13 protein-coding genes and 1 CRISPR repeat array are annotated in these 16,513 nt (G+C 72.1%); of the genes, 7 read left to right on the forward strand and 6 right to left on the reverse strand.

What is annotated here, in order from left to right; all coding sequences use genetic code 11:
* Nucleotides 1-29: 29 nt before the first annotated feature.
* Genes ACFCV8_RS11695 through ACFCV8_RS11705 form a run of 3 tightly spaced genes read right to left on the reverse strand, consistent with a single transcriptional unit; the run spans nt 30 to nt 3,080 of the window.
* On the reverse strand, nt 30-887 hold the full coding sequence (locus ACFCV8_RS11695; protein WP_376685125.1) for a carbohydrate ABC transporter permease: 858 nt from the start codon (nt 885-887) through the stop codon (nt 30-32).
* Nucleotides 884-1,798, reverse strand: coding sequence for a carbohydrate ABC transporter permease (locus ACFCV8_RS11700; RefSeq protein WP_376685126.1), 915 nt, complete (start codon nt 1,796-1,798; stop codon nt 884-886). The genes ACFCV8_RS11695 and ACFCV8_RS11700 overlap by 4 nt, the downstream gene beginning before the upstream one ends.
* Entirely contained in the window at nt 1,788-3,080 is a 1,293-nt protein-coding gene (locus ACFCV8_RS11705) for an extracellular solute-binding protein (RefSeq protein WP_376685127.1), read from the reverse strand. Before ACFCV8_RS11705 ends, ACFCV8_RS11700 begins: the two co-directional genes overlap by 11 nt.
* A gap of 315 nt (nt 3,081-3,395) precedes the next feature.
* On the opposite strand from ACFCV8_RS11705, the gene ACFCV8_RS11710 reads away from it, so the two are divergent.
* Nucleotides 3,396-4,589: a serine/threonine protein kinase gene (locus tag ACFCV8_RS11710; RefSeq protein WP_376685128.1), complete on the forward strand. Its 1,194-nt coding sequence runs from the start codon at nt 3,396-3,398 to the stop codon at nt 4,587-4,589.
* Nucleotides 4,590-4,600: 11 nt separating this feature from the next.
* Entirely contained in the window at nt 4,601-5,344 is a 744-nt protein-coding gene (locus ACFCV8_RS11715; protein ID WP_376685129.1) for an HAD family hydrolase, read from the forward strand.
* On the opposite strand, the gene ACFCV8_RS11720 is transcribed toward ACFCV8_RS11715, so the two are convergent.
* Nucleotides 5,292-6,758 (reverse strand): N,N-dimethylformamidase beta subunit family domain-containing protein, encoded by a 1,467-nt coding sequence (locus tag ACFCV8_RS11720; protein WP_376685130.1) that lies wholly within the window; start codon nt 6,756-6,758, stop codon nt 5,292-5,294. The genes ACFCV8_RS11715 and ACFCV8_RS11720 overlap by 53 nt on opposite strands.
* Before the next feature lie 169 nt (nt 6,759-6,927).
* On the opposite strand from ACFCV8_RS11720, the gene ACFCV8_RS11725 reads away from it, so the two are divergent.
* Both ACFCV8_RS11725 and ACFCV8_RS11730 read left to right on the forward strand, forming a co-directional pair.
* Nucleotides 6,928-7,788 carry a class I SAM-dependent methyltransferase gene (locus tag ACFCV8_RS11725; RefSeq protein ID WP_376685131.1) on the forward strand — a complete coding sequence of 287 codons (861 nt, stop codon included), beginning with the start codon at nt 6,928-6,930 and terminating at the stop codon, nt 7,786-7,788.
* Nucleotides 7,789-7,797: 9 nt separating this feature from the next.
* Nucleotides 7,798-8,544, forward strand: a complete 747-nt coding sequence (locus tag ACFCV8_RS11730) for a GNAT family N-acetyltransferase (protein ID WP_376685132.1) — start codon at nt 7,798-7,800, stop codon at nt 8,542-8,544.
* Nucleotides 8,545-8,615: 71 nt separating this feature from the next.
* A CRISPR array of direct repeats spans nt 8,616-9,753; the repeat unit is 29 nt; unit sequence GGGACCACCCCCGCACGCGCGGGGAACAC.
* Between the two features lie 454 nt (nt 9,754-10,207).
* On the opposite strand, the gene ACFCV8_RS11735 is transcribed toward ACFCV8_RS11730, so the two are convergent.
* Complete coding sequence (locus ACFCV8_RS11735) at nt 10,208-11,620, reverse strand: amidase (protein ID WP_376685133.1); 1,413 nt, start codon at nt 11,618-11,620, stop codon at nt 10,208-10,210.
* 47 nt (nt 11,621-11,667) lie between these two features.
* On the opposite strand from ACFCV8_RS11735, the gene ACFCV8_RS11740 reads away from it, so the two are divergent.
* On the forward strand, nt 11,668-12,318 hold the full coding sequence (locus tag ACFCV8_RS11740) for a TetR/AcrR family transcriptional regulator (RefSeq protein WP_376685134.1): 651 nt from the start codon (nt 11,668-11,670) through the stop codon (nt 12,316-12,318).
* On the forward strand, nt 12,315-13,199 hold the full coding sequence (locus ACFCV8_RS11745; protein WP_376685135.1) for an alpha/beta fold hydrolase: 885 nt from the start codon (nt 12,315-12,317) through the stop codon (nt 13,197-13,199). Before ACFCV8_RS11740 ends, ACFCV8_RS11745 begins: the two co-directional genes overlap by 4 nt.
* A 105-nt stretch (nt 13,200-13,304) precedes the next feature.
* Here the strand turns inward: ACFCV8_RS11745 and ACFCV8_RS11750 are convergent, their stop codons facing one another.
* Nucleotides 13,305-14,474: a hypothetical protein gene (locus ACFCV8_RS11750; RefSeq protein WP_376685136.1), complete on the reverse strand. Its 1,170-nt coding sequence runs from the start codon at nt 14,472-14,474 to the stop codon at nt 13,305-13,307.
* Between the two features lie 274 nt (nt 14,475-14,748).
* Here ACFCV8_RS11750 and ACFCV8_RS11755 point away from each other — a divergent pair, with 274 nt between their 5' ends.
* Complete coding sequence (locus tag ACFCV8_RS11755) at nt 14,749-16,398, forward strand: ABC transporter substrate-binding protein (RefSeq protein WP_376685137.1); 1,650 nt, start codon at nt 14,749-14,751, stop codon at nt 16,396-16,398.
* Nucleotides 16,399-16,513: the final 115 nt, after the last annotated feature.

Consider the following 16,513-nt stretch of genomic DNA (forward strand, 5'->3'; position numbering starts at 1 on the left):
TCCGCCGCCTGTCGGCGGCGTCCCCTCGCTCATCCCTTGACCGCTCCGGTGGCCAGCCCCGCGGCGATCTTGCGCTGGACGGCCAGGAAGAAGACGACGACGGGCAGCGCGGTGAGCGTGGCGCCCGCCATCAGCCCGCCGTAGTCGGTGCCGAAACTGGTCTGGAAGGAGACCAGCCAGATGCTGAGGGTCTGTTTCTCCGGGGTGGACAGCAGGACGTAGACGAGTACGTACTCGTTCCACGCCTGCACCATCGCGAAGACGGAGGTGGCGACGAGCCCGGGGGCGAGCAGCGGCAGGACGACCCGGGTGAAGGCGCCGAGCCGTCCGCAGCCGTCGACCATCGCCGCCTCCTCCAGCTCGGCCGGGATCGCGACGATGAACCCGTGCAGCATCCACACGGTGAACGGCAGGGTGAAGACGAGGTAGACGAGGATCACGCCGGCCAGGCTGTCGGTGAGCCCGGCGTCGTTGAGCAGCAGGTAGACGGGGATGATGAGGGCGGCGAGCGGGATCATCTGGACGGTGAGGATCACCACGACGAACGCCTTGCGCCCGGCGAAGCGGAAGCGGGCGAGGGCGAACGCGGCGAGGGTGCCGACCAGCAGCGAGACCAGGACGGTGCCGACGCCGATGACGACGCTGGAGCGTACGTTGGGCCAGAAGGTCTCGGTGCCCATCGCACGGGCGAAGTTGCCGAGCGTGGGACGGCTCGGCCAGAACTCGGGCGGCAGGCTGAGGATCTCCGTCGCCGGCCGGAACGCGGTCAGCACCATCCAGTAGACGGGGAAACCGAGGACGGCGGCCGTGAACAGGCCGAGCAGGTCGTAGCGCAGGCGGCGCCGCCGTACCCCCGCAGCCCGTCGCCCGGTGCGCGCCCGGCTCATTCGACCTCCCCCAGTCGCAGCATCTGACGCAGGTACACGACCGCGCCCGCGAGCAGCAGGACGACGGTGACCAGCGCGATCGCCGCTCCGGCGCTGTAGCGGTTGACGGCGAACGACTCGATGAAGGAGTAGACGCCGAGCAGGTAGTACTCCCGCTCCGGCTGCCCGCCGCGCATCAGCCAGATCTGGTTGAAGACCCCGAAGTCCCAGATCGCCATCAGCGTGGTGACCATCACGAAGAGGGGTTTGACCGCGGGGAAGGTGACGAACCTGAAGACCTGCGACGGCCGGGCGCCGTCGATCACGGCGGCCTCCTCCAGCTCCGCCGGGATCTGGGTGAGCGCCGCGTGCAGACTGACCGAGGCGAACGGCAGCGCACCCCAGACGACGACCGCGGCGATCACCGCGAAGCCCTGCCACGGGTCGGTGAACCAGTTGTGCCGGGCGAGATCCACGCCGGGCAGCGCCGACAGCAGCCAGTTGACCACCCCGTAGTCCGCGTCGAAGAGCCAGCGGAAGACGGCCGCCGCGACCATCACCGGCATCGCCCACACGGCGACCAGCACCCCGGCGAGCACCGCCCGCACCCAGGACGACGTACGCCGCATCAGCAGCGCCACGAGCAGCCCGAACACCATCGTGAGGGTGACGCAGACGACGGTGAACAGGGCGGTGCGGGCCACCACCGTCCAGAAGAACCCGTCGCCGAGGATGCTCCGGAACTGGTCGAGACCGGCCCACGGCGGTGCCTGGCCGCTGAACAGCTCCTTGCGGGTCATGTCCTGGAAGGCCAGCGTCACCATGTCGGCGAGCGGATAGGCCAGGACCACCAGCAGGGCCAGGAAGGAAGGAGCGATCAGCAGATAGGGAAGGTGGCGGCGCGGCCTTCGCCCGCCCGGATCAGTGCTCATTGATCACCGCGTCGATCCTGCGGTCCGCCTCGCGCGTCGCGTCCTGCACGGACGCCTTCCCGGTGGCGATGCGTTCCAGCATCTCGGGCAGGACGTTGGACTTCTCCGCCGAGGTCCAGCCGGGGGCGAGCGGGGTGACCCAGCCGCGGGTGGCGGCCTGGGCGGCCGGGCCGTTGACGCCCCCGGCGGCGACGTCGGCCAGCTGCACGGTGTTGTTGGGGAGCGTGTTGGCGGCGATCAGCTTCTTCTGCGAATCGCTGTCGGTGAAGAGCCGGATCCACTCGGTCGCCAGCTCCTGGTTCTTCGACTTGGCGGGCACGGCCAGCGTGGAGCCCCCGAGGAACGGCGGGAGCAGCTTCCCGGACGGGCCGGGGAAGGCGAAGGTGGCGAACTTGCCCTTCAGCGCCGGATCGCCGCCGGAGCGCGGATCGGTGGCGGCCTGGGCCTCCCAGGTGTTGCCGTAGAAGACCCCGACCTTCCCCTGCCCGACCACGGCCGGCTCGTCACCGTTGTCCTTGGACCGGTCGCCGACGTAGTAGTCGTCCATCAGCTTCTTCCAGGTGGTCAGCCCGGCGACGGACTTCGGCGAGGAGAGCGCCCCCTGCCAGCGCCCGTTCTTCTCCACGGCCATCTCGCCGCCCGCGTCCTTCACGAAGGCCATCGCCGCCGACCAGTAGCGGCCGGGCAGGTACAGTGCCGAGAAGCGGGGGTCGTCGGCCCCGTACTTCGCCTTCAGCCGGTCGAGGGCGGAGACCAGCTCGGGGTAGGTGCGCGGGGCGCCGGTGATGCCGGCGGCCTTGAAGTAGTCGGTGCGGTAGACCCCGACGCGCGCCCCCGCGTAGTACGGCACGCAGTACGTCCGGCCGTCGAGACGACAGGCGTCGGCCAGTGCGGGCAGCCACTGCCCGGACCGCTCGAACTTCTTCGGGTCCAGCGGCGCGAACGCCCCGTTCACCAGGTAGTTGGTGGTCTCGCTGTTGCCCATCTCGACCACGTCCGGAACGTTTCGTCCCGCGAGGACGGCGTCGAGCTTCTGGTTCTTCGTCGTCCACTGCTGGTACTGGACCTTCACCTTCACGCCCGGGTGCTTCGCCGTGAACCGCTTGTTGGCGGACGCGACCATCCCCGGCCAGCTCTCGCGGGCGTCCACGGTCAGCCACACCGTCAGATCGCCGCCGCCCTCCGGCCCGCCCGAGGAGTCGCCCCCGCCCGAGCAGCCCGCCAGGGTCAGCAGCAACAGAGCACCCAGAATCCCGGTTCGGCGGGGCAGACGAGCTGTCATGAGTTCCTCCGTGCGGGGTTCGTGGGGGACGTACGGGACTGCTGCGACGGTCTTCATCACTACCCCGGGGACCGCCGCTCCCCGCCACGGCACGGAGTTTCGGCCGGAAGACAACGGTGCGATTCCCACGAAGAGCCGAGCGTTTCCCGGCTGTGCTGCGCCGATGCCCGCTCATGCCCCGGAGGCGGTAGCCGCACTCCGGCCACGTTGACGCGAATGGCACGTTCGGTAGCCGGACGGCTCTTGACGGTGACGGCGCCCTGCCCGCAGGTTGGCCCCTGCGGCACCCCACGACCCCGATCGAAGGGCTTGTACGTGACCGAGCAGAGCACCACCGCGTCCGCCACCCCCGCCTCTGGCGCCGCTGCCCCGGACGGCGCCGAACGCCCCGTCCGGGTCAACGCCTGGAACGGCTGGGACCCCCTGCGCCATGTGATCGTCGGCCGCGCGGAGGGCACCGTGGTGCAGGCCCCCGAGCACGCGGTGCGCCGCGACTACCCCGACGACGGCTTCCCGCTGGGCACGTACGGGCCCATGCCGGACGACATGGTGGCCGAGGCCGACCAGCAGCTCGACGACTTCGCCGAGATGCTGCGGCGGCGCGGCATCCGGGTGGACCGCCCCACCCCCGTCGACTTCGACCGGGCGGTGTCCACGCCGGAGTGGACCCACGACTCGATGTTCGGCTGCATGCCGCCGAGGGACCTGCTGCTGACCGTCGGCAACGAGGTCCTCGAAGCGACCATGTCGTACCGCAGCCGCTGGTTCGAATACCTCTGCTACCGGCCGCTGCTCCAGAACCTGTTCGACGCCGACGACCGGATGCGCTGGGAGGCGGCGCCCAAGCCGCGGCTCACGGACGCCTCGTACAAGACCGGGTTCTGGGACACGTACAACGACCTGCCGACCGATGTGCAGCTGGCCCGGGTCCGCGACTACGACCTGGTGCTCACCGAGGCGGAGCCGCTCTTCGACGCGGCGGACGTGGCCCGGTTCGGCAAGGACCTCTTCGTGCAGCTGTCGTTCGTCACCAACCGGAGCGGCTACGACTGGCTGCGCCGCCACTTCCCCGACCACCGGGTGCACGCGGTGACCTCTACCAACACCCACCCGCTGCACATCGACGCGACCTGGGTGCCGCTGCGGCCCGGTCTCGTGCTGCACTGCGGGGAGCGGCTCGCCGACGCCGAGCTGATGGAGTTCTTCAAACTGAACGACTGGGAGATCGTGGAGGCGGTGCAGCCGGCCAGCTGGGACCACCCGCCGAAGCTGTCGTTCTGCAGCCCGTGGCTCGCCGGGAACATGCTGAACCTCGACGAGAACACCCTGTGCGTGGAGGAGAAGGAGGTGCGCCTCGCCGACCAGCTGTCCTCCTACGGATTCGAGATCGTGCCGGTGCCGTTCCGGGCGGTCGGACCGTTCGGCGGCGGGCTGCACTGCGCGACCGTCGACATCGAACGCGACGGCGGCCTCCAGGACTACTTCCCGCGCCGCTACGGTCGGTTCTAGCGGTGGGAGCGGTGGGCGGGATCGGTGCGGTCGTCCTCGACTTCTACGGGACGCTGGTGCGGATGGTCGAGCCGCTGCCCCCGGACCACCGCGCGGTCTTCGCCCGCCGGGGCCTGGCGGCCCAGGGCGAACTCTGGGGCGACCAGTGGTCGGTGGGCCCCGCCGAGGGCGAGGAGCACCTGGCGCACTCGGCGGACGAGACCGCCTACGTCACCTGGGAGCGGGACCGGCTGCGGCGGCGGGCGCGGGGCTGCGGAGTGCCGGAGGCCGAGCTGGACGGGCTGGTCGCCGAGCTGGACCGGGCGATGAAGGCGGTCCGCCTCGCCCTCTACCCGGACGTGCCCGGCGTTCTCGCGCGGCTGCGGGAGCGGGGGCTGCTGGTCGGGGTGTGCTCCAACTGGTTCTGGAACCTGGAGGACTGCCTCGCGGAGACCGGCATCGGCGGGGCGGTGGACGTGGTGGTGGGCTCCGCGCGGACGGGCGTCCGCAAGCCGCATCCGCTGATCTACCGTGCCGTGACCGAGAAGTGCGGGCTGCCCGCGGACCGGGTGCTGTTCGTCGGTGACATGTGGACGCCCGATGTGCTCGGTCCACTGGCGGCGGGGATGCGCGCGGTCCATCTGCACCGGCCCGACCGGGCGGTACGGGGGGCCGCGCCGCCCCTTCCCGAGGGGGCGGCGCGGATCACCGGACTTCCCGGGCTCATCCGGCTCCTGGACCGCGGTGACGCAGCCGGTCCAGGAGATTGCGGGTGACGCGGACGACGCCGGGGTCCTGTTCGTGCCCGCAGACCACGGGCCAGTCCGTGGTGCCCGCGGTGAAGACGGTGCCGCCCGCGGTGAAGAGGCCCATGGTGGCGGCCCGGGGGCTGCTGATGGACGGCTCACGCACCGGAACGTTCCAGTGCCCCCACTTGGCGTCGTGGAAATTCTCGTGCACCGGGTCGAGGACGTATATCCCGAGAATGAGGAAGGAATCCGGAGTCCCGTCCTCGCCGGTGGCACGGGCTGTTCCGTCCGGGTCGTAGGAGAAGGCGGCCCCGTCGCATTCATATCCGATGAGCGGTGTTCCGGCACCGAGCCGGTCCGCCGTTCCGCCGCCGGAATTGTCCCGCAGGCCGGTTCCTTCGTAGATCCAGTGATCGGCGTGCTGGACGGTGTATCCGGCACGGGGGCGGTCGCCCGGCCATTCGGTGGCGGGCCACATTCCGCCGTTGCGGAAACTCACCCCGGTCAGCGTGTTCTCCGGATGGCCGACTCCGTCCGGCTCGGGCGTCCACCACTGGTCGGTGGCCGGCAGATGGGGGTATTCCTCGCCGACGTGGTGATCGGTGTCGGAGACGAAAGCGGTGTTCCCGTCCGTCGGATGCACCCGCCACCAGCAGGTGTTGGCGCTGAGGAAGGCGATGTTCCCGCCGTCGCGGACGAAGCGCTCGGCGTGCTCGCGCATGGCCGCGCTCCAGTACTCGTCGTGGCCGACGCTGAGCAGCAGGTGGTACGGGTCGAGCAGGGCGGGGTCCTCGTGCAGGTCGAGGTCGGTGCAGTACTCCACGGGGTAGCCGCTGCGCTCCAGCCAGGCGATGAACGGCGCGTCCCAGTAGGCGAGGTCGATCACGCCTCCCGGGCGGTGCAGACTGACCCTGTGACCTCGGGGTTCACCGCCGCCGGACCGGTGGACGGGGTGGTCGTAGAGGCTGGCGCCCCGGTCGGTCCCCGGCCGGTCGGAGCGGTTGTAGGCGTGCCGGGTGAACGTCGACTTCTTGTAGAGGATGCGGGAGCGGCTGCCGGGCACCCGGGGGCGTACGACGAAGAACTCCCGGGCGTTCCCCTCCAGCCGCTCGGTCGTGAGCGGGGGAGGGTTTTCCGGACGGCCGGGCCCGCATTCGATGAATTCGGCCAGATGGATTCCCGGCTCCCAGTCCTCGGGCACCGGGAGGGTGAGCGGTGGCCATCCCCAGTCGTCGGAGGGTGAGACGAGGCCTGGTATTCCGTCGGGATGGACAGGTGGCTGATGCAAGGTGCCCGGGAATTCCTCGGATTCCCCGACGAGAGCGAGTTCACTGCCGAGCCGGTAGAAACGAAGACGGAAACGGGGGGCATCGGTGGAGAGATGGAACGTCACTTCGTCGCCGACGGTGACACTTTCGCGGCCGAGATATCCCTCAATCATGCCGCACATGCTAGGCAGCCGCCCCGGAGACGACAACGCCACCATCAACAGGCCATCCGGTCCGCTGTTTTCGGCCACACGTGGCCGGGCGGGACTTTCCGTCGTTCCTTCTGGGTAGGGCGGAATCCGGAAATGGCACGGGCCGTCCGACGACCGGTGAGAGGCTTGCATGAGTGAAGAATTCCGCGGTGAATTCCGTGTACGGGAACTGGTGCTGGGGATCGAGGGGCTGGCACTGCTGCGCCGAGCCGTGGACGGCGACGAGGCATTCCTGAGCGAGCGGGTCGCCGACATCCGCCGCTTCGTCCTCGACGAGGAGAAGCTTCCGGACGGCGGTGCCCAGGTCAGCGAACTGGACGCGGCTGCGGGCTACGCGTCGTGGTCGGCGGTGTACGACTCGCTGCCCAGCTCGTACATCGAGGTGGAGGAGCCGGTCGTCGCCGCGATCCTCGACGGCCTCGCCCCGGGCACCGCGCTCGACGCCGCCTGCGGCACCGGCCGCCAGACCCGGGCGCTGGCCGCGCGCGGACACCGCGTCATCGGCGTCGACCAGTCGCCCCACATGATCGAGAAGGCCCGCGAGCACACCCCGGACGCCGACTACCGCGTGGGCCGTCTGGAGCGGCTGCCGCTCGACGACGACTCCGTGGACCTCGCCGTCTGCTCGCTGGCCATGACACACCTTCCGGACACCGCGCCCGCCGTGGCGGAACTGGCCCGGGTGGTCCGGCCGGGCGGGCGGATCGTCGTCACGGACATGCACCCCTTCGTGATCGCGCTCCAGGGCCAGTGCCTCTTCGTGCACGGCGCCGAGGAACTGGCCTTCGTCCGCAACCACGTCCACCTGCCGAGCCACTATCTGGACGCCTTCGGCCGGGCCGGGCTGCGGGTGCGCGGCTGCCACGAACCCCTGTTCAACGGGAGCCTGGCGCCCGGGGGTTACGAGGAGTTCATCGCGGACGCGGCCCGCGCCGCCTGGGACGGACTCCCGATCGTCGTCGTCTGGGACGTCGAGGTCCCCGCTTCCTGAGGAGAAACCATGCCCCTGGACCTGGTACGCCACTCGCAGCGGCCCGAGCTGTGGGACCGCATCCCCGAGCGGTTCGCCGGAGTGGTGCCCGAGTACAACCTGCACGGCGACATCAACGGCGACTACTGGAACCGGCTGTTCGAGGACTTCCCGGAGTACCAGTTCCTGCTGTACGACGACGAGGACGAGGTGATCGCCGGTGCGGGCCGCTCGCTGCCGCGCACCTGGGACGGCACCGCGGCGGACCTCGGCCCCGGGCTGGACGACTCGATCGCGCGGGCCTTCGCCGACCGCGACGCCGGGTGCGCCCCGGACGCGCTCGTCGCGCTCGGCATCGAGGTGGCCGAGGACCACCAGGGCCGGGGCCTGTCCAAGGTGTTGCTCGACGCGATGACGGACACGGCGCGACGGGCCGGGCTCGGGACGGTCCTGGTGCCGGTGCGCCCCACCTGGAAGGACCGTTACCCCCTGGTGCCGATCGAGCGGTACGCGGCGTGGACCCGGGACGACGGGGCCCCCTTCGACCCGTGGATCCGGACCCAGGTGGGCGCGGGCGGCACCCTCGCGGCGGCCTCCGCGCACTCCTCGCGGATCACCGGCACGGTCGCCGAGTGGGAGAGCTGGACGGGCCTGGCCCTCCCGGAGGACGGGGAGTACGTCTTCCCCGGCGGCCTCGCGCCCCTCCGCGTCGACCGGGCGCGGGACGTGGCCGCGTACTGGGAACCGGGCGTGTGGATCACGCACGCCGTCCGGTAGGCGGGCACCGGGGGTGGCCCCGCGAGGCCGCGGCAATCCGGCGGGGCCACGATGCAACGCCGGCGGCCCGGGGCTACCCCCCCCGCACGCGCGGGGAACACTCACCGGCCCTCAGCAGGCCTACCTGTGCGGCCGGGCCGCCCTCGCACGCGCGGGGAACACACGGCGTACTGCGACCACCACGGCGACGACGAGGGACCACCCCCCGCACACGCAGGGAACACCCCCCGTTCCCCTCGGCCGCTGCTGCTCTGCGGGGACCACCCCCGCACGCGCGGGGAACACCGGCCGACGAGCATCGCAACGTCGGGGCCCGGGGGACCACCCCCGCACGCGCGGGGAACGCGCGACGCGCAGCAGCGTCCGCAGGGCCTGCCGGGGACCACCCCCGCACGCGCGGGGAACACCGGCCGCGACGAGAGACCCGCCGGAGAGCTGAGGGACCACCCCCGCACGCGCGGGGAACACGCTGACGGTCGCGAGATCAAGGGCAGCGGCCTGGGACCACCCCCGCACGCGCGGGGAACACGGCTACGAGGTCGTCGGGTACGACGCCGACCACAGCAAACAGGGACCACCCCCGCACGCGCGGGGAACACTTGCGCTTGTCCGGGTGCTGCGCGCTCCCGTTGGGACCACCCCCGCACGCGCGGGGAACACACTCGGCGCCGCAGTCCGCACCATCGATCCGGAGGACCACCCCCGCACGCGCGGGGAACACCCCTGTCTAGCCAAGGTTGGTATGTGCCTTGCGGGACCACCCCCGCACGCGCGGGGAACACCGACCTGCTGCGAGCCCATTACGGGACCGACGGGGACCACCCCCGCACGCGCGGGGAACACCTGCTGGCATCAATGCCAAGTTGAGTCCGCGCGGGACCACCCCCGCACGCGCGGGGAACACCTGTCGTGGCAACCGCGCGGTGGGCCGCGCGCGGGACCACCCCCGCACGCGCGGGGAACACCTCGGCGACGGGTACACGCACCCGTGGCTGATGGGACCACCCCCGCACGCGCGGGGAACACCGACTTCGGCGCCCGGCGCCGTGGTGCCGTTCGGGACCACCCCCGCACGCGCGGGGAACACCCCCGTGGTGCAGGGGCGGGGCCACCGTGTCGGGGACCACCCCCGCACGCGCGGGGAACACGTCCTGAGCACCTACAAGGGCCGCTGGTACACGGGACCACCCCCGCACGCGCGGGGAACACTCTTCGTGACCTGCGAGTTTATCGAGCGAGGATGCTGTTCTGGTCCAACTTCGTTGAATCCGGCATACGGGACATGGGTGCCATAATCTCTCCCCCTCAAGTAGCGGGCAAGCGTCCGGTACGCGGCCCAGGGCTGTGCGCGACTTCTGCGGCGGCTGACCGGTGGTCGTCCAACCTCGTTGCCCTGCTCAGGGTTTCACGAAAGCTGTCCCGCGTTCCTGACCTGCGGGCGAACCCTCGACAGAAGAATCGGGGGCTTCGGGAGTTCCCGCAGTCCGTAACGTATCTCGTTTCCGCCCCACGAAGCAGTCTGCCCGAGCGTTGTCCACCGAGAGGTGCCTGGTGGACAACGCTCGGGGAAACAAGAACGTGATACGTGGGCTTTTGGCCAACGCCGCGAGCGTGTGTGCCGGACTGTGTGACGGGGCAAGCGCTGCCGGGAGCGGCACCAGGTTCATGCCCCGCCCTGCTCGCCGTAGCGGTGGGCCCAGGGCAGGGCCTCCTCCAGTGAGGCCGATACGCCGAGCAGAAGGTCCTCGCGCCCCCATCCGGCCGTCAGCGAGACCCCGAGCGGCAGCCCTTGCGAACTCCAGCCCAGCGGAAGGCTGATGGCCGGGAAGCCGGTGGCGTTCGCCAGTACGGTGTTGCCCGTGAACGCGGTCATCGCGGCCAGCTCGGCCGCCGGGTCCGCATCGTTGCGGAGCTTGCCGACGGGCGTCGGCGGGTTCGTCACGGTCGGAGTGATCACCACGTCCGCGTCCGCGTGGCGGAGTGCCCAGGCGCGGGCGCGGGCCTGGACGACACCGATCGAGGCGGCCAGCTCGGCCGAGGTGAACTTCCGCGAGCGGGACCGGAGATGGCGGACGATCGGCCGCAGGGGCGACTCGTCGAGTGCCATGGTCCTCGACCCGACCAGTGCCGTGAACATCACCTGGAAGCCCTCGGTCAGCTCGGGGTCCGGCGCCTGGTCCCGGGCGAACACGTCATGGCCGAGCCCGGCCAGCGTGCGGGCGGTGAGCTCCGCGGCCGCGGCGACCTCGGGATCCACGGGGCCGCCGGAGACCGAGCCCTGGGCGAGCGCGACCCGGAGCCGTGGCACGGGTGCGCCGCACGCGCGCTCGTAGCCGTCGGCCCGGGGCGGATGCACGGTGCCGGCCCCGGTGCGGCCGGTCAGGGCGTCGAGGAACGCCGCGGCGTCGCGCACCGTACGGGCGATCGGCCCCCGTACCGAGAGCCCCATCCCGTCGTTGCCCGCCGGGCCCGCGGTGACAAGTCCCCGGCTGGGCTTGAGCCCGACCACGCCGCAGGCGCTCGCGGGTGAACGTATCGAACCGGCGGTGTCACTGCCCTGCGCGATCGGTACCAGCCGGGCACCGACCGCGGCCGCCGCCCCGCCGCTGCTGCCCGCCGCGCTGCGGCGGAGTTCGAACGGGCTGCGTGCCGGGGCGGACACCTCGGGCTCGGTGTAGCAGGCGGCCCCGAACTCGGGAACCGTGGTCTTGCCGAGGCTGATCAGCCCGGCGTCGGCCATGACGTCGACGATCTCGTCGTCGTGCTCCGGAATCCAGTCGCGGAACAGTGCGGAACCCAGCGTGGTGCGTACACCCGCGGTGGCTTCCAGGTCCTTGACCGCGGTGGGCACGCCGAACAGGCGCGGCAGCCCGGCGCGGTCCGCCGACCGCAGGACGCGTTCGGCCCCGGCCGCCGCGGCGCGGGCCCGGTCGGCCGACACGGTGGTGAACGCCCCCACCCGGTCGCCGCCCTCGATCCGGGCCAGCAGATGGTCCACGACTTCGGTGGGACTCGTGTCACCGCATGCGTAGGCGGCGGCCAGTTCCAGCGCCGTGAGGTCGTGCAGCTCCGTCATGCGCACTCCTGTTGAAGTTTCGTTACGCGTATCGATATGGTGCGGGCATGGTGACCGAAAAGGCAAGCACTCCGAAGAACGGCCGCCCCCGGGCGGTCACGCTCGACGCGGTCCTGGACGCGGCGACCGAGCTGGCCGACGACGAGGGGCTGGACGCCGTGAGCTTCCGCGCGCTGGCGGACCGGCTGGGCGTGTCACCCATGGCGATCCATCGCACGACGGGAGGCGTCGACGCGCTCCAGCGCGCGCTGGTGTCCCGCATCGTCGGCGAGGCGACCCGGGCGGTGGAATGGCCGGAGGACTGGCGCGGCACCGTCCGGCTGTTCGCGGACACGCTCCACGACCTGCTCATGCGGCACCCCGTCGTCCTCGAGGCGCACCGCCGCGCCCCGCTGGTCGGGCCCGGTGCCGACGACGCCGCGTTCCGGGTCGTGGCGGCGCTGCGCGGCGCGGGGCTCGACGAGGAGGCCGCCGCGTACGCGTACGGCACCGTGCACGACTTCGTCACCGGCCACGTGGCGATCCGCCTCGGCCGCGGCGATCTGGAACTCCATCACCTCCCGCCGGAGCGCCGGGCCGCGTCGGTGTTCGCGGACCACCACGACTACGACCGCCGGTTCTCCTTCGGTCTTGACCTCGTCATCGGCGGGATCGCCGCCGCTGCCGCAACCCCCACATCCCACGAGGTGCGGCGATGACCCCCTCCCCGACGGGCCTGCCGGAGACCGAGCTGCCCGAGACGCACCGCCTGACGGCCCCCGATGGGCGCCGGATCGCGTACTGCTCGTACGGCGACCCCGCCGCCCCGCCCGTGATCGTGCTCCACGGAACCCCCGGCAGCCGGTACGAGGGCCTCCCGCTGGGGCGGGCGGCGGAGGGGGCGGGCCTGCGTCTGGTCTTCCCGGACCGTCCCGGGTACGGCGAGACCGACCCCGTGCCCGGTCGTGGCTTCCACCGCTGGAACGACGACTTCGTGGCCCTGCTCGACCACCTCGGCCACGAGCGGGCCGCACTCGTGGCGATCTCGGGCGGCGGCGGGTACGCGCTCTCGGCGGCGCAGCGGCTCCCCGGGCGGGTGACGAGACTGGTCCTCGCCTGTGCCGCCGTTCCCGGAGCTCCCCGCGAGGCGTACGCGCGCCGGATCCCGCTGGTCAAGATCGTGAACCTGATCGCCGTGCGGGCTCCGGCGGTCGCCCGGCGGATGCTTGCGGGGAAGGGCGTCTTCAAGAGGGCGAGGAACGAGCCGAACCTCGACGCCTGGCCCCGGTCCGACCGGCTGATCATGACCGACCCCGCCTGCCGGGCACTGTCCGACGTGGACACGTCTGAGGGACAGCGCCAGGGCGTGCACGCGGCCGTCACCGATCTCGCCGGCTACTCCCGCCCGCTGCCGGACCCGCTGGGCTCGGTCTCCGTACCGACCCTCTTCCTCCACGGCGAGGCGGACGGCAACGTCCCCGTCGAGGTGGCGCGCTGGGCGCACGCACAGATCCCGGGCGCCGAATTGCGTACCGTCCCCGACGGCGGTCACCTGTTCCTGCTCGCGGATCCGGAGGTGCTCCTGCGGGAGCTGGCCTGAGCGGTGCGGGCGGCCGCGCGGATTTCGGCAGGGACCGCCGCGGGCGGCGCGGCGAAACGCGGTGGCCGGTCGGCCACGGCGAAACGCGGCGGCCGGCCGGCCGGCTCAAGAGCTTCCGCGCGGTCGTGACCCGTCGGGGGACGACTCCGCGTCCATGGACACAGTTGCGCGACCCGTCGGAAAGGCCTGGCCGAGGGTCCCGCCCGCGCGGACGGCCGCCCAGGCCAGCGCGGTCATCGCGCGGGCCTCGTCCGGGCCCGCCTCCGGGCGGCGTTCGGGCGGGAGTCCGGCCGGTCCGGCGGTGGCGACGGCGGAGTGCCGCAGCCGGTCCAGCGCGTCCGGGGGGACACCGTCGGGTAGCGGCCCCAGGCTCCGGGCGGCGCGGGCCGCCTGGTGCCCGAGCAGCAGGCAGTGGATCCAGAGCTCCTCGGCGAACGCGTCGCCGAAGGTCCGGGCCACCTCCGCCGCGAGGTGCCGCGGCAGCCGCGCGGCCCGTACCGCTTCCTCGGTCAGGCCGGTGGCGGGGAGGGCGTCGCGCCAGGGGTGGTGGCCGCGCCCGCCGTCGGCGCCGTTCTCCTGCCCGACGAGCCGGACGAAGCCCTCCCCGTACCGCATGTACGGGATCCAGCCCGGCTCCTCCAGGACCCGCCCCCGGTCCAGCAGCGGTGCGGCGTCGGCGGCGGAGGTGGGGCAGACGGCGAGCCGGATGCCCTGGGCGGCGTGGTCGTTGATGCTCGTCGTGCCGATGTGCTCGACGATGTTCGGCACGGCGAGCAGGCTCATCCGGCCGCGCCCCCGGAAGAAGGCGGAGAGCAGTTCGTCGTCGTGGCGTTCGGCGCTGTCGCGGGCGTACGCGCGGAACGCGGCCGCGCTCGCGACCGGCAGGCAGAGGGCGAGGGACGGCGTGAACTCGTCGGGCACGGCCCGCACCCAGGAGGCCCCCGCGAGGGCGGCGAGCCGGGCGGCGGCGCCATTGCGGGCGTGCCAGTTGGTGTAGAAGACCAGGGCCTCGTCGGGGAACCGGACGGCGGACCGGCCGACGATCTCCAGCAGTTCGGCCGGAGCGTCGACATCGTCCTGCACGACCAGATGATGGCCGGCCCCCGGGCGCACGGCCGACCAGGCGACCAGCGCCGTACGCAGGGCGGAGGGCGGGCCCTGCGGGTCGGGGTCGAGGGCGAGGCCGTCCAGCCGCAGCCGGTCGGCGAGGTCCTGGGCCTGGGCCAGGCGCACGGGATGGGTCATGACGGCCGAACTCACGTGGGGCTTGGGCACGCTGCGCTCCTCGGCAGGGGTGGTCGGCGGTCATGGTCGCAGAGCACGGGCCCGGCGGGCCTCGGTGCGCCGGGAGTTTGGCCGGATCGGAGGCGGTGACGGCGCCCGGGGCGAGCGGACTGCGCCCGGCATACAGGGACAAAACCTTCCCAAGCGGGATCGGGAGTGACCGAATCCTAGGACTCCTTTGACACTCTCAAAGTTTCGCGTATAGCTTCCATGCCCAGTTGGGCATTCTCAATGGACGCTCGGGGTGGATGAAGGGGTCGTTCCCATGCATGCGGAACCAAACGGGCAGTACGGCCGGATCGGGCGGCGGGGAGTACTCCGCGCGGCGGGAGCTGGCATCGGCGTGCTCGCCGTCTCGGCGATCCTCTCGGCCTGCGCGCCGCAGCGGCCCGAAGGGGCCGAGGCGTCCGACGGGACGGCGGCCCGGGGCTCCGACACCCCGATCGACACGCTGACCCTGGCCCTGCCCTCGTCCCTGTCGACCCTGGACGTGAGCCGTGAGTCCGGCATCCTGAACTACGTCGTGGCCTGCCTGGCCCAGGAGTCGCTGCTCTCCGTCGGGCCCACCGGCAAGCTCGGGCCCGGTCTCGCCGAGAGCTGGAAGCAGCCCGACGCCAGGACGTACGTCTACACCCTGCGCCGTGACGCGAAGTTCTCCGACGGCACCCCGGTCACCACCGACGACGTGCTCGCCTCCGTCGAGGCCGCCCGGGACACCGGCAGCGGGCTGGCCTACGCCTGGGCCGACGTCGCCTCCGTCAAGGCCACCGGCGCCCGCGAGATCACCGTACGGCTGAAGCACCCCGACGCGGCCTTCGCCTGGACGCCGACCCCCGGCACACTGCTGATCAGCAGCAAGGCCTTCCTCGCGCGGAACAAGGGGAAGGTCGGCACCCCCGGGACGCTGCTGCTGGGATCGGGTCCCTACCGGGTCACGTCCTTCGCCGCCGACGACCATGTGGCCCTGGAGCGCAACGACCACTGGTGGGGCGAGCGCCCCTCGGTCCGGTCGCTGAAGCTGTCGTTCATCCCCGACGCCGGAACCAGGCTCGTCGCCATGAAGTCCGGCTCCGTCGACGGCGCGCTGAACCTGCCGTCCGACGAGGCCCGCGGCTGGGAGCGCGAGGCCCGGGTCACCTACACGGGCGACCGCTCCGTGGTCGCCCTCGCCTTCGACACCGCGCGGGCGCCCTTCGACGACGTACACGTGCGCAAGGCGTTCGCCCACGCCGCCGACCGGGCCGGTATGACCAAGGGCATCCTGCACGGCCGGGCCGAGGTGGCGTCCACCCTCGTCTCGCCCGACATGTGGGGCGACCTGCTCACCGCCGACGCGGTCGACGCGGCCTACGACAAGCTTCCCGCCTGGGACTTCGACCTCGACCTGGCCAGAGCCGAACTCGCGAAGTCCGCCCACAAGGACGGCTTCACCCTCGACCTCACGTACCCGAGCAGCGGACCCCAGCTGGGCAAGGCGGCACTGGTGCTGGCGGCCTCGCTGAAGGAACTCGGCATCACGCTGAACGTCAAGGAGGCCACGCTGGAGCAGTGGATCGCCGGTCTGGTGCCCGGCAAGAAGCCCCTCCAGTTCCTCTGGTACTACCCCGTCACCGGCGACCCGGCGGAGCTCACCAACGCCTATCTGGACAGCGGTGCCACCCCCACGAACCTGCCGCACTACGACAACGCGGCCGTCGACGGGGCACTGGCCGCCGCCCGGAAGACCGTCGACCCGGCCGCGCGCGGCGCGCACCTGATGACCGCCGTCACCGCCTCCGCCGCCGATCTGCCGTACCTGCCGCTGTGGTGGGCGCAGACCGCGACGGCCGTCACCAAGGACCTCGTGTTCGAGGAGCCGGGCCCCTTCGCCCTCGTCGGCCCCTGGGCCACCAGGGTCAAGAAGACGGCAGCCTGAGACCGCGTGCCGGGCGGACGCCCCCTCGATCCCCCGAGCCCGCCCGGCACGCATCCCTTCGGCCCCCCTCCTGGACCACCGGTCCGCCCACGCCCGCAGCACGAACGGAACGCCC

The sequence above is a fragment of the Streptomyces sp. NPDC056347 genome, from assembly GCF_042262625.1.
In the GTDB taxonomy this organism is placed as follows: domain Bacteria; phylum Actinomycetota; class Actinomycetes; order Streptomycetales; family Streptomycetaceae; genus Streptomyces.